The organism is Faecalibacterium sp. An77 (assembly GCF_002161315.1).
GTDB lineage: Bacteria > Bacillota > Clostridia > Oscillospirales > Ruminococcaceae > Faecalibacterium.
The window spans coordinates 41,221-66,573 of the sequence record NZ_NFHK01000004.1 but is presented as its reverse complement, the minus strand read 5'-3'; the positions used below and the strand labels follow the sequence as shown (position 1 = coordinate 66,573).

Below are 25,353 nucleotides of genomic sequence, written 5' to 3'. Positions count from 1 at the left end.
AAGCCCCGTCTCACTCCATCCCCCTGGAACAGGGCGATTTCACCCAGCTTATCCATGTTTTTGGGGCTGCGTTCCGCTTTTTGTTGTAAAAGCAACATACATTTTCCCCGCATTGTACTATAATCACCTCAGAACCCCAACACATCCAAGGAGGATTTCCCCATGATTCGACAGATCATTCATATAGATCAGGAAAAATGCAACGGCTGCGGCCTGTGCGCCACCGCCTGCCACGAGGGCGCCATCGAGATGGTGAACGGCAAGGCCAAGCTGGTGCGGGAGCACTTCTGCGACGGTCTGGGGGACTGCCTGCCCGGCTGTCCCACCGGAGCCATCACCTTTGAACAGCGGGAGGCCCCCGCCTACGACGAGGCCGCCGTCCAGCGTGCCAAAGCCCAGCAGCAGGCCCCCCACCACGCGGGAGGCTGTCCCGGTTCCCGGGCCGTCCAGTTCCAGGCTGCCCAGGCCCCCGAGGCCCCTGCCGCCGTTCCCTCCGGCAAGCCGGTGTCCCGGCTGGGCCAGTGGCCGGTCCAGATCAAGCTGACCCCGGTGCAGGCACCCTTCTTCCAGGGGGCCAAGCTGCTGATCGCCGCCGACTGCGCCGCCTATGTCTATGCATCTTTCCACGAGGATTTCATGCGGGGCAAGGTAACCCTCATCGGCTGTCCCAAGCTGGACGGGGTGGACTACGCCGAAAAGCTCACCGACATCCTCCGCCTCAACGACATCCAGAGCGTCACCATCGTCCGGATGGAGGTGCCCTGCTGCGGCGGGCTCCAGTCCGCCGCCCAGCGTGCGCTCCAGGCCAGCGGCAAGTTCATCCCCTGGCAGGTGGTGACTCTTTCCCGCGACGGACGTATTTTAGACTGATTTTCTACACAAAGTAAACCGAAACACCAAAGGAGGTGCTCTATGCGCAATCTGAATACACGCAAACTGGCCGTCATCGGCTGCGGCTTTGTGGGGTCGGCCTCGGCCTTCGCCCTGATGCAGAGCGGCCTGTTCTCCGAGATGGTCCTGATCGACGCCAACCACGCCCGGGCCGAGGGCGAGGCCCTGGACATCAGCCACGGCCTGCCCTTCGCCAAGCCCATGAAGATTTACGCCGGCGACTACCCCGACCTGGCCGACGCATCCCTGATCGTCATCACCGCCGGGGCCGGCCAGAAGCCGGGCGAAACCCGGCTGGACCTGGTGAAGAAAAACATCTCCATCTTCCGGTCCATCATCCCCTCCATCACCCAGTACAACCGGGACGCCATCCTGCTGATTGTGGCCAACCCGGTGGATATTCTGACCTATGCCGCCGCCAAGCTCAGCGGCTTCCCCGAAAACCGGGTCTTCGGCACCGGCACCGTTCTGGACACCGCCCGCCTGAAGTACCTGCTGGGAGAACACCTGCAGGTGGACAGCCGGGCCGTCCACGCCTTCATTCTGGGCGAGCACGGCGACAGCGAAATTGTGGCCTGGAGCAGCGCCAACGTGTCGGGCCTGCCCCTCCACAACTTCTGCGAGATGCGGGGCTACTTTGACCACGACGCCGCCATGGAAGCCCTGGCCGCCGGGGTCAAGAACAGCGCCTACGAGATCATCGAGAAGAAAAGCGCCACCTATTACGGCATCGCCATGTCGGTGCGCCGGGTCTGCGAGGCCATCGTCCGGGACGAGAAGTCCATCCTGCCGGTGTCGTCGGTGCAGCACGGCAGCTATGGCATCGACGGGGTGGCCCTGAGCCTGCCCGCCGTGGTGGGCAAGGACGGCGTCGAGACCATCGTCCCCATCGCCCTCAGCGAGGAGGAAATCGCCGCTCTGCGGGCCTCGGCCCAGACTTTAAAGGACGTCCTGGCCGAACAGGACCTCTGATCCTCCGCCTGTCCGTCCAAGGCGGACAGGTGACCCCACGCATCGAGCAGAAATGCCCAAAGGAACCCGTTAAAATTTCATCAACCTGACGAAACGTTCTATACAACGCCTGTTTCTGTTGACATTCGGCTGTCTGCATGGTATTTTATAGACGATAATTAAAGTCTGCACTGTGGCAGACTTTCCAAGTTGGATTGTTACCGGTAATGCGGGCTAGACCAACTCCGAGGATGTCTTTTTTGTCGTAGAGAAAGAGGCATTGAGGGGGTTGGTCTTTTCTTTTTCCCGTTTTGCCGTTTAAATTGGCATACTGCGACAAGGAGGCTGCAGGATGCGCATTAAAAAAGTCATCAACAACAACATCCTGTGCGTCATTGATGAAAAGGGGCACGAGAGCATCGTCACCGGCCGGGGGCTGGGTTTTGGCCGGAAGGTGGGCGAATTCGTGAACCCCGCCGGGGTGGAAAAAATCTACCGGATGGAGGACAAGACCGGCCAGCGCCGGCTGCGGGAACTGGTGGAGCAGATTCCCCTGGAGCACCTCCAGCTGACCGAACAGATGATCGAGGCCATCCGCGCCGAGATCCACCAGCCCCTCAACGAGTCTCTCCTCATTACGCTGGCCGACCACGTCAGCTTTGCCATCCAGCGCAAGGCCCAGGGCATCGAGTTCAAAAACCCGCTGGCCGGCAGCATCCTCTGTTATTACCCCACCGAATACCATCTGGGCCAGAAATGCCTGGACATGATCCGCACCCAGTGCGGCGTCCAGCTCAACGCAGACGAGGCGGCCTTCATCGCCCTGCACATCGTCAACGCCGAGCTGAACACCGACATGAGCGAAATGTACGGCATCACCCGCCTCATCGACGGGGCGGTGGAGGTGGTGGAATACTTCTATCGGGACCAGGGCGCCTTTGACCGGGAATCCCTGGACTTCAACCGGTTTGTGGTGCACCTGCGCTACTTTGCCCAGCGGCTGTTCCAGGACAAGATGATCCCCGACAGCCCGGACGAAGGCGACGTGGCCTTCCGGGAGATGATCGCCCGCAGCTGTGCCCAGCACTACAAATGCGCCCAGTGCGTGGCCGAGTATGTGCGGAACACCTGGCACAAAGAGCTCTCCCAGGAGGAGCTGGTCTATCTGACCATCCACCTCAAGAGGGTGTCGGCCGGCCTGCGCCGGAACACCGGCACCGCTCCTACCCCGTAACGTCTGCGCCCCCGGCGCAGGCTGCACATAGAACCCGCGGCCTCCTGCCTGCCCGGCAGGAACCGCCTTTTGCCCGAATATCCACCCAAAAATGACAGGAGGTAAGCAATTTTATGAAAGACAAGATCTTCGGCGTATTGCAGCGTGTCGGCCGGTCCTTCATGCTGCCCATCGCCCTGCTGCCCGTGGCGGGCCTGCTGCTGGGCATCGGCAGTTCTTTCACCAACGAGACCATGCTGGAGGCCTACGGCCTGACCGGCGTCATCTACCCCGGCTCCATCATCTACACCGTGCTGGACATTATGAACCAGTGCGGCAGCGCCGTCTTTAACAACCTGGCCCTGCTGTTCGCCATGGGCGTCGCCATCGGCATGGCCAAAAAGGAAAAGGAAGTGGCCGCCCTGTCCGGCGCCATCGCCTATCTGGTCATGAACACCGCCATCTGCGCCATGATCAATGCCGCCGGCGGCGTGGAAGCCATGGCCCCCAACACCACCACCTCCATGCTGGGCATCACCACCCTGCAGATGGGCGTGTTCGGCGGTATCATCGTGGGTCTGGGCGTGGCTGCTCTCCACAACCGCTTCTATAAGATCCAGCTGCCCCAGGTGCTCTCCTTCTTCGGCGGCACCCGCTTCGTTCCCATCGTCAGCACCGCTGTCTACCTGCTGGTGGGCATCGCCATGTTCTACGTCTGGCCGGTGGTTCAGACCGGCATCGGCATGCTGGGCAACCTGGTCATCAGCTCGGGCTACGCCGGCACCTTCATCTACGGCCTGGTGGAGCGCGCTCTGATCCCCTTCGGCCTGCACCATGTGTTCTATATGCCTTTCTGGCAGACCGCCGTGGGCGGCACCGCCATCATCGACGGCGTCACCGTTCAGGGCGCGCAGAACATCTTCTTCGCCGAACTGGCCTCCAAGACCGTCACCGAGTTCTCGGTGGACGCCACCCGGTTTATGTCCGGTAAGTTCCCCCTTATGATCTTCGGTCTGCCCGGCGCCGCTCTGGCCATGTACCGCGCCGCCCGCCCCGAAAAGCGCAAAGTGGTGGCCGGCCTGCTGCTGTCCGCTGCTCTGACCTCCATGCTCACCGGTATCACCGAGCCTCTGGAATTCACCTTCCTGTTCGTGGCTCCCGTGATGTACGCCGTCCACTGCGTGTACGCCGGCCTGGCCTACATGCTGATGCACATCCTCAACGTCTGCGTCGGTATGACCTTCTCGGGCGGTCTGATTGACCTGACCCTGTTCGGCATCCTCCAGGGCAACGCCAAGACCCACTGGATCTGGGTGGTCATCGTGGGTGCTGTCTACTTTGTCCTGTACTACTTCACCTTCACCATCATGATCCGCAAGATGGACCTCAAGACCCCCGGCCGCGAGGCGGACAACGAAGAAACCAAGCTGTACACCCGTGACGACTTCAAGGAAAAGACCGGCATCGGCCCCGACGGCTCCAAGGGCGCCAGCGGCGATACCGTCTCGGCCACCATCCTGCGTGGTCTGGGCGGCAAGGCCAACGTCTCGGACGTGGACTGCTGCGCCACCCGTCTGCGCGTGACGGTGGTGGATTCCTCCAAGGTCAACGACGGTCTCCTCAAGCAGAGCGGCGCCTCGGGCGTGGTCCACAAGGGCAACGGCATCCAGGTCATCTATGGACCTCAGGTAGCCGTCATCAAGTCCAACCTGGTGGACTTCATGGAAACCCCTGCCGCCAGCGCTCTGGATACCGCTGCTCCGGCTCCCCAGCCGGCTGAGCCCGCTCCCAAGCCCGCCGCCCCCGCCAAGACCATGACCGCCGCCGTTCTGGGCGCTCACATGGCCGGCACCGTGGTGCCCATGGCCGAGGTGAAGGATGAGGCTTTTGCCTCCTGCGCACTGGGCGAGGGCGCCGCCATCGAGCCCACCGAGGGCAATCTCTATGCCCCCGCCGACGCCATGGTGGACAACCTCTTTGACACCCACCACGCCATCAGCCTGGTGACCTCCTCCGGCGCAGAAATCCTGCTCCACATCGGCATCGACACCGTCAAGCTGGAGGGCAAGTACTTTACTCCCCACGTCCAGGCGGGCCAGAAGGTCAAGAAGGGCGACCTGCTCATCAGCTTTGACATGGACGCCATCCGGGCCGCAGGCTACCTGTGCACCACCCCCATGATCGTCTGCAATACCGACGATTACGCCGCCGTCAAGGTGCTGGCCTCCGGCCAGGTCAAGCCCGGCCAGGATCTGGTGGGCCTCGAATAATTTCGTTTGCGTTTCTCCTCCTCATTGTTCCAGATACAGCCGCCCGTCTGCACTCCCTTGCAGGCGGGCGGCGCCTTTTTGTGCCCGGCGCTCCCCGCTCTGCGGTAAAGCTCTCCCGGCCAGGACAGCGGAACCGCGCCTCTCTCCCCTCTGTTCGGGCAAAAGCCGCTGTAAACTGCTGCCAGCTGCTTGCAGGCTGCACCAGGGCCGGCTTCGCCTGGGTGGACAGCCCCCCGCCGCCCTCTGGCCTCTCTCCACGCCCCAGTTTACCGCCCGGCCAAGAAAGCCCCACAGCCCCCGGCCCGTCCGCCGGGGGCTGTGTCTGTCTGACAAAGGAAAAGCGGCGCTTTCCAAAGGCGAAACCGCCCGGAAAGCGCCGCTTTCAGCGCAGGGATATAGAGATGCCGCCTTAGGCCAGACCAGCCAGCTGAGGCAGCGCCATACTGATGGCGGGAATATAGGTCACCAGCATCAGGCCCAGCAGGATGGCTACATAGTAGCACAGCATATAGGGCATGGTCTTGGACAGGCTGGTGCGGCCCACCTTAATGGCCACAAAGAGGGTGTTGCCCACCGGCGGGGTGATGTTGCCGATGCAGAGGTTATACACCAGGATCAGACCGAACTGGATGGGGTCCATTCCAAAGGTCTTGACGATGGGCAGGAACAGCGGGGTAAAGATCAGGATGGCGGGGGTGACGTCCATGAAGGTGCCTGCCACCAGCAGGATCACGTTCATGATGAGCAGGATGATGATGGGGTTGTCGGTGATGCCCAGCAGGGCGGCGGAAACTGCCTGGGGGATCTGCAGGAAGGCCATGACCCAGCCCAGAATGTTGGACACGCCGATCAGAAAGACCACCATGCCGCTCATCTTGGCGCTGTCCACCACGATCTTCCAGAAGCTCTTGAGGGTGATGTTGCGGTAGCAGATGCCCAGGATCAGGGCGTACACCACAGCGATGGCCGAGCCCTCGGTGGCGCTGAAGACACCGGCGATGATGCCGCCGATGACCACGATGATCAGGGACAGGGAGGGAATGGCCTGCAGGGTGGCCTTGCCCAGGTTGGACCAGCTGAACTTGCCGGGGGTGCCCTTATAGCCCTTCTTCTTGGCGATGATGATGGCCACCACCATGCAGCAGACCGCCCAGATCAGGCCCGGCAGGTAACCGGCCATGAACAGAGCTGCCACCGAGGTGCCGCCGGCGGCCAGAGAATAGGTAATCAGTGCGTTGGAGGGAGGAATCAGCAGGCCGGAGGGAGCTGAAGCGCCGTTGGTGGCAGCGCACAGGGCCTCGTCGTAGCCCTGCTCCTCTTCACCTTCACGGACCATGGAGCCGACGGCGGCGGCCGCAGCCGAGGCCGAGCCGGAAATGGCGCCGAACAGGGCGTTGGCGCCCACGTTGGTCACCAGCAGGGCGCCGGGCAGCTTGCCCAGAATGGCCATGACGAAGTTGACCAATCGCTTGGCGATGCCGCCCTGGTTCATCAGGTTGCCCGCCAGGATGAAGAACGGAATGGCGGTCAGGCTGAATTTACTCATGCCCACAAAGATGCGCTGGGCGCCGGTGACCACCGAAATATCCAGGGGAACGGTCTGCAGGATAGTGAACAGGGAGGCGATGCCGATGGAGTAGGAGATGGGCACGCCCACCACCAGCAGAACCGCGAGGATGACAATAATCATCCCGAGAGATTGCATGGCCATAACTTACGCTGCCTCCTTCTTGCCTTTGCAGATATCGTAGATGTTGAGGATGGTGTAGAGGATGTTGATGACGCCGCAGATGGGCATGGTGACATAGAACACGCCCACCGCAACCCCCAGCGAGGAGGTCATCTGGCCCATGGCCAGCTGGGTGATGGCGTAGCCGCCGTACACCAGGATGATGCCGGAGAAGGCCATAGCCACCAGCTCACCAAAGACAGCGAAGAATTTCTGCAGGGCAGGGGGCATTTTTTCCACCACCACGGGGATGTTCATGTGGCCCCGCTCGCCGGTGATGAGGGACGCGCCAAACAGGCTGGCCCAGGCAAACAGATAGCCCACCAGCTCCTCAGACCAGGTGGAGGGGTTGTTCAGGACGTAGCGGGTAAAGACCTGCCAGACGGTCAGGGCCGTCATGGCGATGAGGCTGACCCCCGCCAGACCATTCATAATGAGATTCAGCACCTTACGGATGGATTGCATAACGTGGAACACTTCCTTTCTCGCGCTCAGGCCTCGTACTCGGCGTTGTAGGCCTGGATCCGCTCATAAATGGGGGCCAGGTCGGGGTATTGGGCCAGCATCTCCTCGTGCATGGGGGCCACAGCCTCCTGGAAAGGAGTGATGTCGGGGTAGATGAAGTTGACCCCCTGCTCATTCTGGGCCTTGTCCTTGGCGGCCTCTACGGCGTCGCCCCAGGCGTCCCGCTGGGTCTGGTTGACGATCTCGAAGCCCTCGTCAAAGATGGCCCGCTCCTCGGCGCTCAGGTCCTCCATGAAGCCCAGGTTGCCGATGAGGATGTCGGGGATCATCTGGTGCATGGTGTAGGAATAGTACTTGCAGACGTCGCCGTGGCCGTTGTCGGTCAGGGCCAGCTCGTTGTTCTCGGCGCCGTCCAGCATCTGGGCCTGGAGGGCGGTATACACGTCACCGAACCCCATGGGGGTGGCCGAGCCGCCCAGCAGATCCATCATCCGCACGTTGGTGGGAGACTGCTGCACGCGGATCTTGAGGCCCTTCAGGTCGGCGAGGGTGTTGATGGGGGTCTTGATGGTGTAGAAGTTGCGGGTGCCGGCGTCCAGCCAGGTCACCGCCTCAAAGCCTGCCTGCTTGGTGGACTCAAAGATGGGGCCCACCACCTCGGGGTCATCCATGGCGGCATGGTAGGCCTCGGCGCTGGAGAACAGATAGGGCAGGTTGAACAGGGTGTAGTTCTGGGAGAAGGTCTCCAGCAGGGAGTTGGACGCCACGCAGAAGGTGATGGCGCCGGTCTGGGTCAGCTGCACCATCTCGTTCTGGGAGCCCAGCAGCTCGCTGGGGAAGATCTGAACGTCGTACTTGTCCCCCAGCTTTTCCTCGATGAAGGACTCAAAGGCCAGCAGACCGGTGTGGGTGGGGTGGTTGGTGGACTGGTTGTGTCCAATGCGGATGATTTGCAGGCCGTTGTCGGCAGAGCCGGCACAGCCGGACAAACCGCTCGCAGCCAGAACGGCCATCGCCGCCAGGAACGAGCGGCGAGAAATTTTTTTCATAAGCATTCTCTCCTCCTTGGTAACCAAAGTTATCCCGGCAAAAAGCCGCACTTTGTTTCATATTTCTACTATATCCTACTTGCATTCCAAAAGCCAGATGGAATACCTCACCAATTTACTCCCCATTCTTTGTACACAAATGCAATGTATGGCAAATTCTTCCCCGGTTGATGTAGACATTTTGCACAAAAACGGGTTTTATTTGTGCATATAAGTGAGATGGGGTCAAAAGGCCTTCCTTTTCCTCCCGGTTTTGCCAGCAAAAATCAGCCCCCGGGCGGGTTTAAGACGGCAGGCCGGGACCCGGCCGCTCTCCTTCCCTCTTGATTTACAAAATTCGTCAAAGGAAGCCTCTTTTCTCCACAGAAGAAGGCCGTTTCTTAATTTTTCTTTTCAATCAAAATATTTCAGCATAAAATTCTTGACAAGCCTGCGGCAGATTGCTACTATATGTGATACGGCATTTTGCGATTATACTGTGAAACAGGAAACAATCGGGAGGTTTTTTATAGTATGAAGAACAAGATTTTGATGGCAATGGCAGCCGCAACCGCACTGGTGGTTCTGGCAGGCTGCAGCAGTTCCTCCAGCACCGCTTCCAGCGCTGCGGACAGCACCGCCGCCAGCAGCACTGCCAGCAGCGCAGCTGCATCGGAGGAGACCACTGAGACCACCGGCAAGGCCGATGGTGTCTACACCGCCCAGATGGACGACGCCTCGGCTGAGGCTGCCTACGGCTGGCGCGACGAGCTGGTGGTGGAGTACAAGGACGGCAAGATCGTTTCTGCCACCTTCGAGAGCTACGACGCCGACGGCAACAAGAAGAGCGAGACCACCGCGGAGACCTACCCCATGGATCCCTCGCCCGCTGACTGGATGCCCGAGCTGAGCGAGAACATCGTGAAAGCCGGCACTTCCTCTGAGATCGACGGCATCACCGGCGCTACCCTGGCCACCAACAACGCCAAGGCTATGCTGGCCGCCATCGAGGCTGAGGGCGAGCCCGACCAGACCCTCGTGGTGTCTGAGCCGGAGGCCTAATCCACTTTTCTGTCACATTCCATAGCATTCCATCCTGAAGATCGGTATAAACCGTAGTCTGGGGCCGCATCAATCCCAGACACTTTACCATAAAACACACCGGCAAAGCCTCCCCCAGGGACCGCTTTGCCGGTGTTTTTTTGTTTGGGACAGGCCAGGTGCTTTCTTGACTGGGTCATCCCAGGGTGCTATATTTAACTATATAAAAAGGAAGATTCAACACACTGAATCATCGGGCACCATCCTTTGAGACAGCGCCCTTGAAAGGAGACTTTCGCTTTGAAACACCGTATTCTGGCGGCGCTGCTGAGCGCCGCTCTCTGTATCTCTTTGGCGGGCTGTGCCGACGCACTGGATATCCCGCAGCCCACCCTGGAAGAACTGCTGGACGAGGTAAATGCTGAGCACCAGAGTATCCAGAGGGAGGAGCTGGACCCCACGCCCTATCTGCGCACCAGCCTTTCCCTGGAGGATCAGTCAAAAGCCAGGGAGTACATGACAGAGACCTTCAGTGACTATAACCCCGATTTGAAACTGAACCACAGCCAGGCTGTGGAGGATGTCAACTACCTGTTTGAGGCCTGCTACTATGCCTATGGACTCTACGACTACTTTGGCGGACACCCGGCATTTGATGCTGCGCAGGAGGCTATTTTACAGGATCTGGAAGATCAGGACACTGTGACCTGCCAGCAGCTGGAACAGATCATAGCCAGTCACCTGGGCTTTATCAAGGATGGGCATTTCAGCATCAACCAGAACCATCCGGCACCCTTTCAGATCCCCTTTTTCTTCCGTCAGACCGCCTTCCTGAAAACGGAAAACGGCTACCAGACCGTCGATGGCAAAACGGTGGAGTCAGTGGAAAATCATGCAGACCTGGATGATCTGTTCAAGCGTTCCATCTCCAAGCAGGGGCAGATTGTTTACTATCCGGTACTGCTGAAAGAAGCAATGTTCGATGGACAGTCGGAGTTTGAAAAGCACACCTGCGATGAAGAACTGACGGTTCATTATACCGATGGCACCACTGAAACGCTGACAGCTGAACCCTGGAAACAGTATTTTGAACATCTGTCCAAGAACAAGAATACAGAACTGCGGCAGACAAAGGAAATCCCTGTCTTCCAGTTCAACAATTTTAACACAGAATATAGAGATGAGATTCTGGACGGTGCAGAGCAGCTTAAGGATGAACCCGTTTCCATGCTGGATTTGCGTTCCAATACAGGCGGGGACAGTACCATGGGTGACCAGTGGCTGAGCACCTACGGAAATACCGGGCGAAGCTTTCCCTCCAACAATGAATCTTTCAGTACGTTGAATGGTAAGTCATCGGGCCTGTCTCTGCCAGATAAATGGATCTCTCATGATAACCTGTTGATTCTTCTGGCCGGAAAAGTGTCCGGCTCTGCGGCAGAAGATCTGATTGAGAATGCCTGCAACCTTGAAAATGTGCTGATTATTGGAGAAAATACATTTGGCTCCTTGCTGGCCAATGCAGGATACATTGAACTGCCCAACAGCAAATGCAGTGTGACCATGTCAGCGTCTTATGTTTTTCTTCGCCCGGACAGTGACCCGTTTGAAGAATTCCGGGGTTTTGAACCGGATTTCTGGGTGCCCGCCGGCGAGGCCGAAGCCCTGGCCGCCAAGCTGATCCAGCGGCTTTCCGGGGCCGGCGAATGATTGGAGATGGGGGTGTGCCCTTGGGGCGCACCTTTTTTGCTTGGGCGGAGCTTCCCCGCCCGGGCCGGGACAACAAAAAAATCCCGAGTACCAAAGTACTCGGGATCTGGTGGAGGCAAGCAACCCAAATCCGAACCGCTTTCCCCGGAGGCAGCCAAGGCGGCTACGTCATCCAGTGAAATGATTTTGGTTCCTTCTTTGTAGTTGAAGGTAAGCAGGACTTTGTCATCATACAGGTAAATGGCATTCACAAAGGTGTTGACCAGGGTTTTCCGGTGGCTCTTAATCTGCGGGTTCAGCTTACGGAACCGGGTCAGCCAGAACCTGACGAAGTCGGCGCTGAGCTTGGGCTTTGCCAGCTTTTCCTCGGTGATCCTGACTTCCAGCTCCTTCTTCTGGGCCTCCAGGACTTCCAGGTGTTCTTTGGTGGAACTGGTCAGGATACCGGCCTGAATCGCGTTGAGCATATTCTGGATGCCGGTTTCGGTCTCCTTCAGCTGCTTTTCCAAGAGGGGGAGTGTGGTGTTTTCCTGATCCTGAAGCTGCATCACCATTTCCACAATGGCGTCGATGGCTTGGTCATCCTGGAGCATCTCCAGGGTGGCATTTACCACCAGGTCTTCCAGCCAGACTTTGCGGACTGTTTTCTTTTTGCAGCTGTGGGTGCGTTTGGCCTTGGCACACTTATAATAGTGGTGGACCGTTTTGTTCCGACCGGTGCCGCACTCGCCAAACATCATAGACCCGCACATCCCGCAAAACAGCTTGGTGGTAAGCAGATAATCATCCTCCGCTTTGTGCCGGGCAGGGGCCCGGCGATTTTTTGCAATCTTTTCCTGAACACGGTCGAACAGTTCCTTCTCAACGATAACCGGAATCGTGTCCGGCATCACAATGTCCTGAAACCGGTTTTCTCCGATGTAACGCCGGTTGGTCAGCAGGGTCTGGACGCTGTTATAGGTGAATTTCTGATTGCGGTTGGTTGTCACGCCCTGGCTGTTGAGCCAGTTCATGATCCCTTTCATGGTGGCACCCTCGGCATACCGTTTGAAGGCTTCTACCACAAAGGGAGCTTTCAAAGGGTCAATCTGGAAGTGATGGTCTGCATCAATCACATATCCGATCGGGACGGTACCGCCATTGTACTTTCCTTTCAGGACATTCTCGGTCATGCCGCGCACCACCTTTTCGGACAGCTCAGCCGAGTAATACTCGGCCATGCCGGTCAGCATACTTTCCATCATGATGCCGGCAGGGCTGTCTGAAATGGGTTCGGTGGCAGACACCAGCTTTACATGATTCCTTTGGAGAATGTGCTTGTAATGGGCCGCATCGTACCGGTCACGGGCAAAACGGTCCAGTTTCCAGACCAGGACCATATCAAACAGCCGCCGTTCGCTGTCCTTCACCATCCGCTGAAACTCCGGACGATTCGCGGTCTTGGCTGAATAGGCGCGGTCAATGTAGTGATTGACCACAGTGATGCCGTTCTTTTCAGCGTAGGCGGTACATTCGCGGATCTGGCCCTCAATGGACTCCTCCCGCTGGTTGTCGGAGGAATAGCGGGCATAAATGACGGCAGTCATGGCGGCCTCCTTTCAGGCAGGCAAGGCAAAATATATTTCGTATAATATATACCATATTTTGCGCCACTTCGCAAGAAATGTTTTTGTCATATTTTGTCAATCCAAACACGCCTACTTCATTGAAATCCACTTTGTATTTTGGTTGCGACAAAAATCAAACAGAATCAGCATGGTTCTGATATCAAACACCCTGGTTCTTCCGATACAATAGACGTATCAAATCGCTCTATGTCGGCGGCCGTTCAGGAAAAGACACATCTCAAAACAAGGAGGAACCATTCCATGGAAAACAAAATGACAGTCCCTGCGGCAGGCAAGCAGCTTTCGTACGAGGGATACACCCTGCGGTGGGAGGATGACTTCAACGCGCCTGCACTGAACCGGGAAGACTGGAACGTAGAGCTGCATGAGCCCGGCTGGGTGAATCACGAGCTGCAGGCCTACATTGATTCTCCCGAAACCATTTTCATCGAAAACAGCACCCTGGTGCTCAAGCCGGTGGAAACCAAGCAGAGCGACGGGACCATATCTTATGTCTCCGGCCGAGTGAATACGCAGCACAAGCACGATTTCCAGTACGGCATCTTTGAAGCCCGCATTAAGGTACCGGCAGGCAAAGGCTTTTTGCCTGCCTTTTGGATGATGCCTACGGAAGAAGAGCGGTATGGTCAGTGGCCCCGGTGCGGGGAGATTGACATCATGGAAGTTCTGGGCCATGATACTGCAAAGACCTATGGCACCATCCACTACGGCAATCCCCACCGCCAGAGCCAGGGTAGCTTCGCTCTGACGTCGGGCGACTTTGCAAAGGAATACCATAACTACGCCGTCCGGTGGGAACCGGGGCAGATCAGCTGGTATCTGGATGGCCAGCTGTTTTTCTCAGAAAGTCAGTGGTATTCGGTCACCGAGGGCCGGGGCCAGGTGCCCTATCCTGCTCCCTTTGATCAGCCCTTTTACATCATTCTGAATCTGGCTGTGGGCGGAGACTGGCCCGGCAGCCCCGATGAAACCACCGATATGAGCAAAGCAGCCCTTTGGGTGGACTGGGTCAGGGTCTACCAAAAGGAAAACTAAAATCCATCCCGCCAAACAAATGCCCCCGGCTGTCAGGAACAGCCGGGGGTTTTGCACGCTGTGATTCAGAAAAGATTATCCCCGCAGACGTTTGGTCAGGGCCATGAGCCGGCCTGCACAGGCGCGGATCGCTTCTTCGGAAAGATCGCCCCGGGCCCAGGCAGCCCGGATGTCGGCATCGTCATCCGGATTCCCCGGCATAATCACGTCGTTGCCGGCCCAGGCGCATTTCCAGGGCGTGCTGCCGTCGGCAGGCACGGTGGTGTTCCAGTCTGACATCATCAGGCCGCCAAATCCCCATTCCTGCCGGGCCACCACCGTGCACAGATCCCGGTTGTTGGCGGAGTAGACCCCGTTGATCCGGTTGTAGGAGGTCATGATGGCAGCGGGAGCAGCTTCCTTGACAGCAATTTCAAAGCCCCGGAGATAGATTTCCCGCAGCGCCCGCTCCGAGACCTGGACATCCACACCCATCCGGTTGTCCTCCTGGTTGTTGCAGGCGAAGTGCTTGACGGTGACGCCGCACCGGCCGTCCTTCTGGACGCCCCGGGTAACGGCAGCCGCCAGCAGGCCCGAAAGCACCGGGTCTTCGGAGTAGTATTCAAAGCTGCGCCCGCACAGGGGATTGCGCTGGATGTTCATGCCGGGGGCCAGCCACAAGTCCACCCCCAGCTCCTCCATTTCGCAGGCGATGGCCTGGCCGAACTCCTCCATCAGGCCGATGTCCCAGCTCTGGGCCAGGGCAGTGCCCACCGGGAAGGCCGTGCAGAACTGGTACCAGGTATCCGCATCCTTGTGCTGGACCGCCGGCTCCAGAAAGCCGTTTTCCAGAGAACCCAGCACACCCACGCCATAGACCCGGCCGGTGGCCCGGTCGGTCTGATAGCTCTGGCGGAGCCGCAGCCCGGCAGGCCCGTCCGCCATGATGAGAGAGGGAATACCCATGGTATCTTCCAGGGCCTCGGAAGTTTCTCCCGCCGAGCCCGGCACCCGGACGCCCGCCGACCCCAGGGTGCTGGTGCCCTTGGTGATGTTGCCGTAGAGCAGCGGGAACAAATCCTCCACAGGGCCCTCTGCCTGGGGCGGCTCTGCGCAGGCCGGCCGGGGCTCGGGCTGCGGTACAAAGTCATAGACCGGAAGATGGCTGTCCAGGACAGCGGCCTGCCGGGCCGGTTCGGCGGCCCCCAGCTCTTCAAAGGGAATCTGCACCGGGCAGATGGGATGGGTCTTCTCGATGCAGACATCTTCCCCCACCCGGATAACGGCGCAGGGGGTCAGCGCAGCACTGCTGTTCCCGATCCAGATGCCATACAGTCCCTTTTCCACCATCCAGCCCTGCTTTTCCTCAGAGAAGGAGGCAAGGACTTTCTGGGGGATGGAGATGGTCAGGGTCTGGCTCTGTTCCGGCGCCAGCAGAAGGGTCTTGGCGAAGCCGGCCAATCGGCGCAGCTCCCGGGCACCGCCCTTCTGGGGGCAGGACAGATAGACCTGCACCACCTCCCGGCCCGAAAAGCAGAAGCCCACATTTTTCACTGCGGCACGTACTTCCACACTATGGGGCAGCACCTGCAGCCCCGCCATTCGGATCTCAAAACTGGTGTAGGACAAGCCGTATCCGAAGGGAAACAGAGGCTTTACACCAAAGCTGTCAAAATACCGGTAGCCCACATAGATGCCCTCCCGGTAGACTGATTTTGTCAGGTCGCCGCTGAGGGCGCCGAAGCGGTCCGCCTCGGGATAGTCGCTGTACCGCCGGGCCCAGGTGGCGGTAAGTTTGCCCTCGGGGGTGACTTTTCCCAACAGGACATCCGCCACGGCTTCTCCGCCCTGCTGTCCCGGCTGGGAAATCTGCACCACTGCCTCAATATGGGTGGCCACATCCAGCAGACCGGCCAATTCAATGGGCCCGCCGGCATTGAGCAGCAGAACGATGGGCAGACCCACACTGTTCAGGCTGCGCAGCTCCTCCCATTCCTGGTCGCTGAGGTAGTAATCCCCTTTTTCCAGCCGGCGGTCCTTCCCTTCCCCCGAAATCCGGCTGAGGACGTAAACGATCACTGAGGCGCCTTCCACATCCTGGGGCAGGACAGGGCGGCCCTGGGGCAGAACAAAGGGATGGGAAGCGTAGGCGTCAAAGGGATTTTCCACCTGTTTGGCTGCTTCCAGCACCTGGGCTTTCCAGGCAGAACGGGCAGCTTTGTAGCGGGCTTCATAGTCTGTGATCCAGCTTGTACTGGTGATGGTGAGGCCGGCCGCCTGCAGACCCTGGAAAATCGATACATTGGCCCGGTTGTTGACATCGCCCGAGCCGATGCCTCCCTTGACGGTCCGGCTGGCGCCGGTGCCGAACAACGCCACGGCACAAGCCGGTTCCAGCGGCAGAACACCGGTATTTTTCAGCAGAACGATTCCCGATGCCGCAGCCCGGCGGGCCAGGGCTGCATGGGCGCGTTCACGGGCGGAAGGGGTTATCTCATGGGTGCCGCTGTGGGCAGAGATATATGCCATAAAAACCTCCTGAACATGACACTGCACGAGAAAAGCCGCCATAGCAGAAATCTATGGCGGCTTTCCTCAGCACTGTGTGGAGAAATGATGAAGAAGATGAAGGAGAACGCGATGAGAAGCTTGTTACTCTTTGACGCCGCCGAGGGTAATGCCGGCAATGATGTACTTGGAAAGCAGCAGATAGACCAGGATGATGGGGACGATGGCCACCATGATCATCATGTAAATCTTGCCCATGTCAAAGTTCATGTAATCGGCGCCGCGGAGGGTAGCGATCAGGATGGGGACAGTCATCTTGTCCTTGGACTGGATGATCAAAGCCGGGACGAAGTAGTTGTTCCAGGAGCCCACGAAGGAGAAGATGGCCTGGACTGCAATGGCCGGCTTCATGATGGGAAGGACAATTCGGTTGAAGGTGTGGAACTCGCCCGAGCCGTCGATCCGGGCCGCCTCCACCAGGGACAGCGGCAGAGAGGACTTCAAGTAGCTGTACATGAAGTAGAAGACCGCCGGCGAAGCGATGGAAGGGATAATCAGAGGCCACAGGGTATCATACAAACCCATATTGGTCATCAACCGCAGGAAGCCCATGGCGGTGACCTGGGTGGGCATGACCAGGATGGCCATGATGAAGGTGAAGGCGAACTTTTTCAGCTTAAAATTGTAGGCGTACAGTCCGTAAGCCGTCAGAGCCGAAAAGTAGGTGCAGAGGGCGGCCGAGCCGGAAGATACAATCAGGCTGTTGAGGATGCCTTTAAACATGGGGAAGCTGCCGTCGTTGGCCACGTTCTTCAGGTTTTCCAGGAAGTAGCTGCCCGGCAGCCAGGAGAAGCCTTTCTGCAGGTCCGCGTGGGAGCGGGTGGAGTTGACAATCAGGATGTAGAAAAAGAATAGGCACAAAAAGGACAGGATGGCCAGAACGACATAAGCGAGGATGGTCTCACCGGTCTTGTTTCTGTGATGTCTCATGCCTTGGCGCCTCCTTTCTGTTTGGCGGGCTTGACAGCGGTGTCATCCTTGCCGTTGGTCATCCGGTAGACGAAGAAGCAGAGAATGCCGCTGACGATGAACAGGAACACCGACAGAGCGCCGGCCATGCCGTAGTTGCGGCTCTTGAGGTGGTTGTTCAGGAACATAATCAGGGTCATGGAGGTGCGGTCGGGAGCGCCCTGGCCGTTGGTGAGGATCTGGGGCACATCGAACATCTGGAGGCCGCCGATGATGGAAGTGATCAGGGTGTAGGCCAGGATGGGACGGATCAGGGGCAGGGTGATGGAGAAAAACCGCTTGACGCTGCCGCAGCCGTCCAGCTCGGCGGCCTCAAAGATCTCGGGGCTGATGCCCATGATGGCGGCCATCAGCATGATGGTGGTGTTGCCGAACCACATCAGGAAGTTCATCAGGCCGATCAGGGAGCGGGTGCCGAAGGTTGTCCCCATGAAGTCAATGGGCGCATCGGTGATCCCCAGGCTCATCAGGATGGAGTTGATGGGGCCGCTGTTGGAGAACAGGGCGAAGAACAGCATGGCGAAGGCCGAAGCCATAATCAGGTTGGGCAGATAGATGACCACCTTGAAGAACTGTTTGCCCCGGATTTTCAGCCGCATATCGGTGAACCAGTTGGCCAGCAGCAGGGCGATGACGATCTGGGGCACAAAGCCGATCAGCCAGAGGATCAGGGTATTTCCTGCATATTTGAGCAGATCCGACTCCAGCAGACTCCCGTAGTTTTCCAGGCCCACAAAGTTGGGGCCGATCTCTTTGATGCCGGAGCGGTAGTACTCATAGAAGCTGTAGCGGATGGTATCCACCAGCGGGATCAGGGAAAAGATGAAAAAGCTCAGGAAGAACGGGATGATAAAGATATATCCCCATTTTGCATAGCTCAGGTGTTTGCGTTTTGGTTGTTTCATAGGTCACCGTTCCTTTCTCGTAAAAGACCGCCGCCGCAAAAGTGCGCGGCAGCCGGCCTTTCCAAAGAGAGGCAGCTTACTCTGCCCACTCGACTGCGGTGATATCAGGATAGCGCTCCATGATGCCCGTCTCAAAGTTTTCCTTGGCCCGGTCGAAATCCACATTGCCCTGGAAGTAATCGCTGAATGCGTTCTGAATCAGCTCGACGCAGCCCTGGTCGTAGGAAGACAGGGGGGCAATCTTGATGTTTTCAGCCACCGGAGCAAAGTACTCGTAAGCGTTCTGACCGCCCAGGAAGCTGGAGGCAAAGCTGTCGTCGGTGGCGGCATCCCGCATCCCGCTCATGGTGTTGGTGAAATCCATATAATCCTTGGAAATCTTGAGCAGGTTGTCTTTATTGGAGGTCAGAGCCAGGATGATATCCCGGACGTGCTCCAGGTTGTCGGTGCCGGTGCAGGCGTGGATGTAAGAGCCGCCCCAGTTGTATTCCTGGGGAGGATTGGTGACAGCCCAGGCTCCTTCGGGGCCGTCCCAGTTGGGGGCCAGGGTGAAGTCGATGCCCCAGGCCGGCAGCAGGAAGGCAAACACCTTGGAAGCAGAGCCCATGGCCTTGTTCCAGTCGTCGTTGAACTGGCCTTTGACCGTCTTGTCCAGATAGCCGGCGTCCAGCCATTCCTTGGAATCGCTGATCCAGTTCATGATCTGCTGGTCCACTTTGCAGACCGTCTCGCCGGGGGCCACCCAGGACTGGCTGATGCTGTTGCCGTACAGACGGAAGGTGTCGGCGTAGGAAGAGAAGGTGAAATAGCCTTTGGCCTTCAGCTCTTCCGCAGTGGCTTTGAGGGTGTCCCAGTCTTTCACCTTTTCGCCCACGGCGGCGGGGTCATCGGTGCCGAAGACGTCCTTGGCAATATCGCGGCGGTAAACCAGCAGGCCCGGGCAGCACTGCCAGGTGGAACCGCGCTGGACACCGTTCTGGTCCGAAGCGGTGGTCTTGGTGAAGGGGTACTGGTCGGCCAGGTCGGTGTCGGGGTCGATGCCCAGGTCGGTCAGGGGCATAGCCACATCGGCCTCGGCGTCGGTGTACTTGTAGACGTAGTCAGTCTCGGACAGGAAGATATCCACCTTGTCATCAGCAGAGCCGGAAGCCTGGTTCAGCAGGGCCTCGTCCAGCTTCTGCTGATAGACGCCGTCCTGGTTGGGGTTGATGATCCAGTGGATCTCGGTGCCGTCTTTCAGGGTGGTGACGGTGCCGTCGGACGAGGTGCTGGCGACTTCCGAATAAACGGCTTCCAGACGGGTGCGGAACTCGTCGTTCCAGCTGTAGATATTGATCACTTTGCCTTCCGCCGCAGCCTCTGCGCCGCTGCCCGATGCAGCAGTGGAATTCCCGCCGCAAGCGGCCAAAACGCTGGCAGCGCCCACGGCGCCGGCGCCCTTCAGGAACGAGCGGCGGCTGATGGCGCAGGATTTCTTCTCATTCATAGTACGAACCTCCTCTGTAATCTCATGGCCCGGGCCTCGGTGCCCGGCGTCTTTTGTGCCCCTATTATAGCGAAAGAAATCCCGCCGGATATATAATTATTCCATAAAAAATATCAAATTCTTGACAACGTTTTGTGCTGATAGATAAATATGGTCATGATTCTGACACTTTGATGCATGGTTTTGATTTTTGCCGCAGACGCCTTTCTATATAATAAAAACCGACATCCTACCATAGAAAGGAGAAGTATCATGAACCACCTGCATTTCGTGGACAAGTACGGCAGCTTCACCATGGACAAGCCGGAAAATGTCAGTTATCTGTACTTTCCGCTGGCCTCCGAGACAGGGCTGAAAAGCTCCCTCACCCCCAATCTGGGAGGGGACGCCAAAATTGACCAGGAGACCTTTTTGCTGGAACCGGTCAGCGCTGAAAATCTCCACAGCAACCGCGGCGTGCGGAACTTTTGGCTGGTGGATGAGGACGGGCAGGCTTTTTCGGTGTCCGGCGCTTCGGCCCGGCAGGAGGCCGACCGCTTCACCCCGGCCCAGGATGACAGCCGGCTCACCGCCGGCCTGATGTGGCAGACGGTGGAGCGCACCGCCCAGGACCTGGGCCTCGATACCGAAGTGACCGCCTTTTGTCCCCGGCAGGACAATGTGGAAATCCTCTGCATCACGGTGCGCAACCAGCAGGAACAGCCCCGCTGGCTCACCCCCATCGCAGCCGTTCCCCTCTACGGCCGCAGCGCAGACAACATCCGGGACCACCGGAATGTGACTTCGATGCTCCACCGGATCTGGACCACCGAAAACGGCGTCATGGTCCGGCCCACCATGTCCTTTGACGAGCGGGGCCACCGGCCCAACCACAAGGTATATTATGTAGAAGGCTTTGGGCCGGTGGGCCAGAAGCCGGAGGCCTTCTACCCCACTGTAGAAGCATTTCTGGGCGAGGGCGGCACTTACCTCCATCCCCGGGCCGTTTACGAGCAGTACCCCGGGGTCAAAGCGGGCAGCCGGGCGGAAGGCCGGGAGGCCATGGGAGCGTTCCGCTTCCCGGCGATTACCCTGGCCCCGGGGCAGCAGGCCCATTATGTCCTGCTGCTGGGGGTCGAGGACAGCGAAGAGGCCGTCAACGCCATTTGGGACAAGTACCACAGCTGGGAACAGGTGCAGGCCGCGCTGGATGAGACCCGCAGCTACTGGAAAGAGAAGGTCAACGTCTCTTTCCGCACCGGAGACCCGGACTTTGACAACCTGATGAAATGGGTTTGTTTCCAGCCCTTCCTGCGGCGGCTCTTCGGCTGCTCCTTCCTCCCCCACCATGACTACGGCCGGGGCGGCCGGGGCTGGCGGGATCTGTGGCAGGACTGTCTGTCCCTGCTGCTGATGGAACCCGGGGACGTGGGCCGGATGATTGAGAAAAATTTCGGCGGCGTCCGGATCGACGGCACCAACGCCACCATCATTGGGGCCGGCGACGGCAATTTCATCGCCGACCGCAACGGCATCGCCCGGGTCTGGATGGACCATGCCCTCTGGCCCCAGATGACCACCAAGCTCTACATCGACCAGACCGGCGATGTGGAAATCCTCAACCGGCAGGCACCTTATTTCAAGGATGCCCAGGCAGTCCGCGGCACCCAAATCGACGCCGAATACCAGCCGGAGCAGGGCGGCTGGCAGCGGACCAGCCAGGGCGAAGTCTACACCGGCACCATCCTGGAGCATCTGCTGATCGAGCAGCTGGCCGCTTTCTATGAAGTCGGCGAACACAACATCTGCCGTCTTCGGGGCGCCGACTGGAACGACGCGCTGGACATGGCGGCTGAGCGGGGAGAAAGCGTCGCCTTCACCTGCGCCTATGCCGGCAACCTGCGGGAGCTGGCCGGGATGATTCGGCTTCTGGAAAAGACCACCGGGTCCAAAACCACCCAGGTGCTGGAAGAGCTGCTGGTTTTGTGCGGCGACCAGACCGAAACCTTTGACGACGCCCGGGCCAAGCAAACCATTCTGACCCAGTACGCAGCCCGCTGCGCCCATCAGATCAGCGGCAAGCGGGTGGAAGTGTGCCTGTCGGATCTGGCCGACAGCCTGGAGCAAAAGGCAGACTGGCTCACCGGCTGGCTCCGGAAACACGAGTGGATTTGCGCCGGCACGGCGGAGGGCTGGTACAACAGCTACTATGACAATCACGGCCGTGCGGTGGAAGGCATCTTCCCCGAGGGCGTTCGGATGATGCTGACCGGCCAGGTCTTCGCCATCATGGGCGGCGTGGCCACCGACCAGCAGATCCGGCGGATCACAGCCAGCGCCGACCACTATCTCTACCGGAGGGAAATCGGCGGCTACCGGCTGAACACCGATTTTCATGAGCTGAAGTTCGATCTGGGCCGGATGTTCGGCTTTGCCTACGGTGAAAAAGAAAACGGGGCGGTCTTCTCCCATATGGCGGTGATGTATGCCAACGCCCTGTACCGCCGGGGTTTTGTGCAGGAGGGCTGGAAGGCTCTCAAGACTCTGGCAGACACCGCCCTGGACTTCGACACCAGCCGCATCTATCCCGGCATCCCGGAATATTTCCGGGCCGACGGCCGGGGGATGTATCACTATCTGACCGGCGCCGCCAGCTGGTACATGATGACCATGATCACCCAGGTTTTCGGCGTCCGGGGCGAAGCAGGCGACCTCCTGCTCCAGCCCAAGCTCACCGCGGCCCAGTTTGACGCCGAGGGCAGTGCCTCGGTCCATGTGACCTTTGCAGGGCGGCGGCTGGAAATCCGCTGCCAGAATCCCGGGCGGCTGGAATACGGGCAGTACCGGGTTCAGAAAGTCCTCTGCGGCGACGCCGAGCTGTGTGCAGGCAGCTGTGACAGCGTCATCATCCCCCGCCGGGTGATCGAGGCTCTGCCCGCCGAGCAGAAACAGGTTTTCACTGTATATCTGGGATAAAACAGGCAGGAATGATTTTTTGATAACGCCCAAAAGGCAGAAAGCAACGAGTATGAGATACGGATATTTTGATGACAAAGCCCGCGAATATGTGATCGATCGCCCCGACACCCCAGCCCCCTGGGTCAACTATCTGGGGTCGCCGGCCTACGGCGCCATCATCTCCAACAACGCCGGCGGCTACAGCTTTGAGCGGTCGGGGGCCAACGGCCGGATTCTCCGGTATGTGTTCAACCAGTTTGACCAGCCGGGCCGGTACATCTATCTGCGGGATGACGACAGCGGGGACTTTTGGTCCGCCTCCTGGCAGCCGGTGGCCAAGGACCTGAACGACTACCAGGTCAAGTGCTGCCACGGCATGGGCTATACCCGGATGGAAGCCAGCTATGCAGGCATCTCCTCCAAGGCTGTCTACTATGTGCCTCAGGGCAAAGCCTATGAGGTATGGGCCCTCACCGTCACCAACGATTCGGACCGGTCCCGCAGTCTGACCCTGACCGGCTATGCTGAGTTCACCAACCACAGCAACTACGAGCAGGATCAGGTCAACCTCCAGTATTCCCTCTTCATCGGCCGGACTGTGTTTGAAGGCAACCGGATCACCCAGCAGATCCACGGCAACCTGGACGCCCTGGCCCAGGGAGAAGATGTGGATGACAAGACGGTAACCGAGCGGTTTTTCGGCCTGGCCGGTGCGCCGGTCTCCTCTTACTGCGGGGACAAGACCGCCTTCCTGGGGGCTTATCATGGCTACGGCAATCCCCAAGGGGTGGCATCCGGAGATCTGGGCAATCTGGAAAGCTACAACGAGAACAGCTGCGGCGCCCTCTCCTGCAAGGTGAAGCTGGCCCCCGGCGAAAGCAAAACCATCCTGTTTGCAACCGGCATGAAACCCTCGGCCGAGGCCGCCGCCATCCTGGCGGGCTATGCCGACCCCGCCGCCCGGGTTCAGCAGGAGGTAGACGCCCTCAAGGCGGAATGGTACAGCCGGTTCAGCCACCTGCAGGTGGAGACCCCCGACCCCGCCTTCAACACCATGCTGAACACCTGGAACGCCTATAACTGCTTCATCACCTTCATCTGGTCCCGGGCCGCATCCCTGATTTACTGCGGCCTGCGCAACGGCTACGGCTACCGTGACACGGTCCAGGATATCCAGGGCATCATCCATTTGGAACCGGAAATGGCTTGTGAGAAAATCCGCTTCATGCTGTCGGCTCAGGTGGACAACGGCGGCGGCCTGCCTCTGGTCAAGTTCACCCACAACCCCGGCCATGAGGACACCCCCGACGATCCCTCCTATGTGAAGGAAACCGGACATCCCGCCTACCGGGCCGACGACGCCCTGTGGCTCTTCCCTACCGTCTACAAATATGTGGCCGAAAGCGGCAACCTCGCCTTCCTGGACGAAGTGATTCCCTTCGCTAACAAGGACGAAGGGACCGTCTATGAGCATCTCAAGCGGGCAGTGGAATTTTCCCTCAACCATCTGGGCCCCCACGGCCTGCCGGCCGGCCTGTATGCCGACTGGAACGACTGCCTGCGGCTGGGCGCCAACGGCGAGTCGGCCTTTGTGGCCTTCCAGTTCTACTACGCCATGCGGATTCTGCGGCAGTTTGCCGCCCACCGCGGCGCCGACCAGGATGTACGCTGGCTGGATGAAAAGCTGACCGAGTATCAGAGCCGCATCCAGGAGCTGTGCTGGGACGGCGACCGGTTCATCCGGGGCTTCACCGAGGCCGGCGAGCGGATCGGCGAAGCTGCCGCACCCGAGGCCAACTTCTGGCTGAACCCCCAGAGCTGGGCCGTCATCAGCGGTCTGGCGGATTCCCACCAGGCCGACACCGTCATGGAGGGGGTCAGCCAGCGGCTGAACACTGCATACGGCGCGGTTTTGATGGACCCGCCCTACCATGCCCACGCCTTTGACGGCGCCCTGGCTGTCATCTACAACCCCGGCACCAAGGAAAACGCCGGCATCTTCTCCCAGTCCCAGGGCTGGCTGATTCTGGCCGAGGCCCTGTGCGGCCACGGAGAGCGGGCTTTCGGCTACTTCACCGAGAACGCCCCTGCCGCCCAGAATGACCGGGCCGAAATCCGCCATCTGGAACCTTACTGCTACGGGCAGTTCACCGAAGGGCCGGCCAGCAAACACTTCGGCCGTTCTCAGGTCCACTGGCTCACCGGCACAGCCTCCACCGTGATGGTGGGCTGCGTGGAAGGCATTTTGGGCCTGCGGCCGGATCTGGACGGCCTGCGCCTGGCCCCCGCCATTCCCAAAGAGTGGGACGCCTTCACCATGGAAAAAGACTTCCGTGGCCATCGGCTCCACATCCGGGTGGAAAACCCCGGCCATCGTGAATCCGGCTGCCGCAGCCTGACCCTCAATGGCCAGGCCATGCCGGACAACTACATTCCCGCTTCCGCCCTTCAGGACGAAAACGACATTATCCTCACCATGTGATCCACAAAAAAGACCGCCGGGTGCTGCCTCTGGGGAGAAGGCAGCACCCGGCGGTGCTTTTGTTTT

The 25,353-nt window shown here is 59.2% G+C and carries 16 protein-coding genes and 1 pseudogene; 9 read left to right on the top strand and 8 right to left on the bottom strand.

Features of this window, described 5'->3' with window-relative positions:
* Window positions 1-162: 162 nt before the first annotated feature.
* From B5G28_RS02840 to B5G28_RS02825, 4 genes are all read left to right on the top strand, one after another.
* Window positions 163-870 (top strand): 4Fe-4S binding protein, encoded by a 708-nt coding sequence (locus B5G28_RS02840; protein WP_087246218.1) that lies wholly within the window; start codon window positions 163-165, stop codon window positions 868-870.
* A gap of 42 nt (window positions 871-912) precedes the next feature.
* Window positions 913-1,863 (top strand): L-lactate dehydrogenase, encoded by a 951-nt coding sequence (locus B5G28_RS02835; RefSeq protein WP_087246217.1) that lies wholly within the window; start codon window positions 913-915, stop codon window positions 1,861-1,863.
* A gap of 331 nt (window positions 1,864-2,194) precedes the next feature.
* Window positions 2,195-3,076, top strand: a complete 882-nt coding sequence (locus tag B5G28_RS02830; RefSeq protein ID WP_087246216.1) for a PRD domain-containing protein — start codon at window positions 2,195-2,197, stop codon at window positions 3,074-3,076.
* Window positions 3,077-3,189: 113 nt separating this feature from the next.
* The gene (locus tag B5G28_RS02825) at window positions 3,190-5,325 is read left to right on the top strand and encodes a PTS transporter subunit IIABC (protein WP_087246215.1); all 2,136 of its coding nucleotides are present in this window, start codon (window positions 3,190-3,192) and stop codon (window positions 5,323-5,325) included.
* Between the two features lie 409 nt (window positions 5,326-5,734).
* Here B5G28_RS02825 and B5G28_RS02820 read toward each other — a convergent pair whose 3' ends face one another.
* The 3 genes from B5G28_RS02820 to dctP are packed head-to-tail and all read right to left on the bottom strand — an operon-like array spanning window position 5,735 to window position 8,568.
* Window positions 5,735-7,036, bottom strand: a complete 1,302-nt coding sequence (locus B5G28_RS02820) for a TRAP transporter large permease (RefSeq protein ID WP_087246214.1) — start codon at window positions 7,034-7,036, stop codon at window positions 5,735-5,737.
* Between the two features lie 3 nt (window positions 7,037-7,039).
* Window positions 7,040-7,519, bottom strand: a complete 480-nt coding sequence (locus B5G28_RS02815; protein ID WP_087246213.1) for a TRAP transporter small permease — start codon at window positions 7,517-7,519, stop codon at window positions 7,040-7,042.
* 26 nt (window positions 7,520-7,545) lie between these two features.
* A complete protein-coding gene (dctP, locus tag B5G28_RS02810; RefSeq protein ID WP_087246212.1) occupies window positions 7,546-8,568 on the bottom strand; it encodes a TRAP transporter substrate-binding protein DctP in 1,023 nt (340 codons plus the stop codon).
* A gap of 513 nt (window positions 8,569-9,081) precedes the next feature.
* Here dctP and B5G28_RS02805 point away from each other — a divergent pair.
* Both B5G28_RS02805 and B5G28_RS15220 read left to right on the top strand, forming a co-directional pair.
* Window positions 9,082-9,609: an FMN-binding protein gene (locus tag B5G28_RS02805; RefSeq protein ID WP_087246211.1), complete on the top strand. Its 528-nt coding sequence runs from the start codon at window positions 9,082-9,084 to the stop codon at window positions 9,607-9,609.
* Window positions 9,610-10,104: 495 nt separating this feature from the next.
* A pseudogene (locus tag B5G28_RS15220) lies at window positions 10,105-11,166 on the top strand (S41 family peptidase); the annotation flags it as partial.
* Here B5G28_RS15220 and B5G28_RS02795 read toward each other — a convergent pair.
* Window positions 11,163-12,884 (bottom strand): recombinase family protein, encoded by a 1,722-nt coding sequence (locus B5G28_RS02795; protein WP_087246209.1) that lies wholly within the window; start codon window positions 12,882-12,884, stop codon window positions 11,163-11,165. The pseudogene B5G28_RS15220 and the gene B5G28_RS02795 overlap by 4 nt on opposite strands.
* Before the next feature lie 282 nt (window positions 12,885-13,166).
* On the opposite strand from B5G28_RS02795, the gene B5G28_RS02790 reads away from it, so the two are divergent.
* Window positions 13,167-13,961 carry a glycoside hydrolase family 16 protein gene (locus B5G28_RS02790; protein ID WP_242967446.1) on the top strand — a complete coding sequence of 265 codons (795 nt, stop codon included), beginning with the start codon at window positions 13,167-13,169 and terminating at the stop codon, window positions 13,959-13,961.
* 75 nt (window positions 13,962-14,036) lie between these two features.
* Here B5G28_RS02790 and B5G28_RS02785 read toward each other — a convergent pair whose 3' ends face one another.
* The 4 genes from B5G28_RS02785 to B5G28_RS02770 form a co-directional block, all read right to left on the bottom strand.
* Entirely contained in the window at window positions 14,037-16,469 is a 2,433-nt protein-coding gene (locus B5G28_RS02785; RefSeq protein ID WP_087246207.1) for a glycoside hydrolase family 3 protein, read from the bottom strand.
* A gap of 123 nt (window positions 16,470-16,592) precedes the next feature.
* Window positions 16,593-17,438, bottom strand: a complete 846-nt coding sequence (locus B5G28_RS02780; RefSeq protein WP_087246206.1) for a carbohydrate ABC transporter permease — start codon at window positions 17,436-17,438, stop codon at window positions 16,593-16,595.
* Window positions 17,435-18,382 (bottom strand): sugar ABC transporter permease, encoded by a 948-nt coding sequence (locus B5G28_RS02775; protein ID WP_087246205.1) that lies wholly within the window; start codon window positions 18,380-18,382, stop codon window positions 17,435-17,437. The genes B5G28_RS02780 and B5G28_RS02775 overlap by 4 nt, the downstream gene beginning before the upstream one ends.
* A gap of 76 nt (window positions 18,383-18,458) precedes the next feature.
* Window positions 18,459-19,868 (bottom strand): twin-arginine translocation signal domain-containing protein, encoded by a 1,410-nt coding sequence (locus B5G28_RS02770; protein WP_087246204.1) that lies wholly within the window; start codon window positions 19,866-19,868, stop codon window positions 18,459-18,461.
* Window positions 19,869-20,120: 252 nt separating this feature from the next.
* Between B5G28_RS02770 and B5G28_RS02765 the strand changes: the two genes are divergently transcribed.
* Complete coding sequence (locus B5G28_RS02765; protein WP_087246203.1) at window positions 20,121-22,823, top strand: cellobiose phosphorylase; 2,703 nt, start codon at window positions 20,121-20,123, stop codon at window positions 22,821-22,823.
* Window positions 22,824-22,875: 52 nt separating this feature from the next.
* Window positions 22,876-25,287, top strand: a complete 2,412-nt coding sequence (locus B5G28_RS02760; RefSeq protein ID WP_087246202.1) for a glycosyl hydrolase family 65 protein — start codon at window positions 22,876-22,878, stop codon at window positions 25,285-25,287.
* Window positions 25,288-25,353 lie beyond the last annotated feature (66 nt).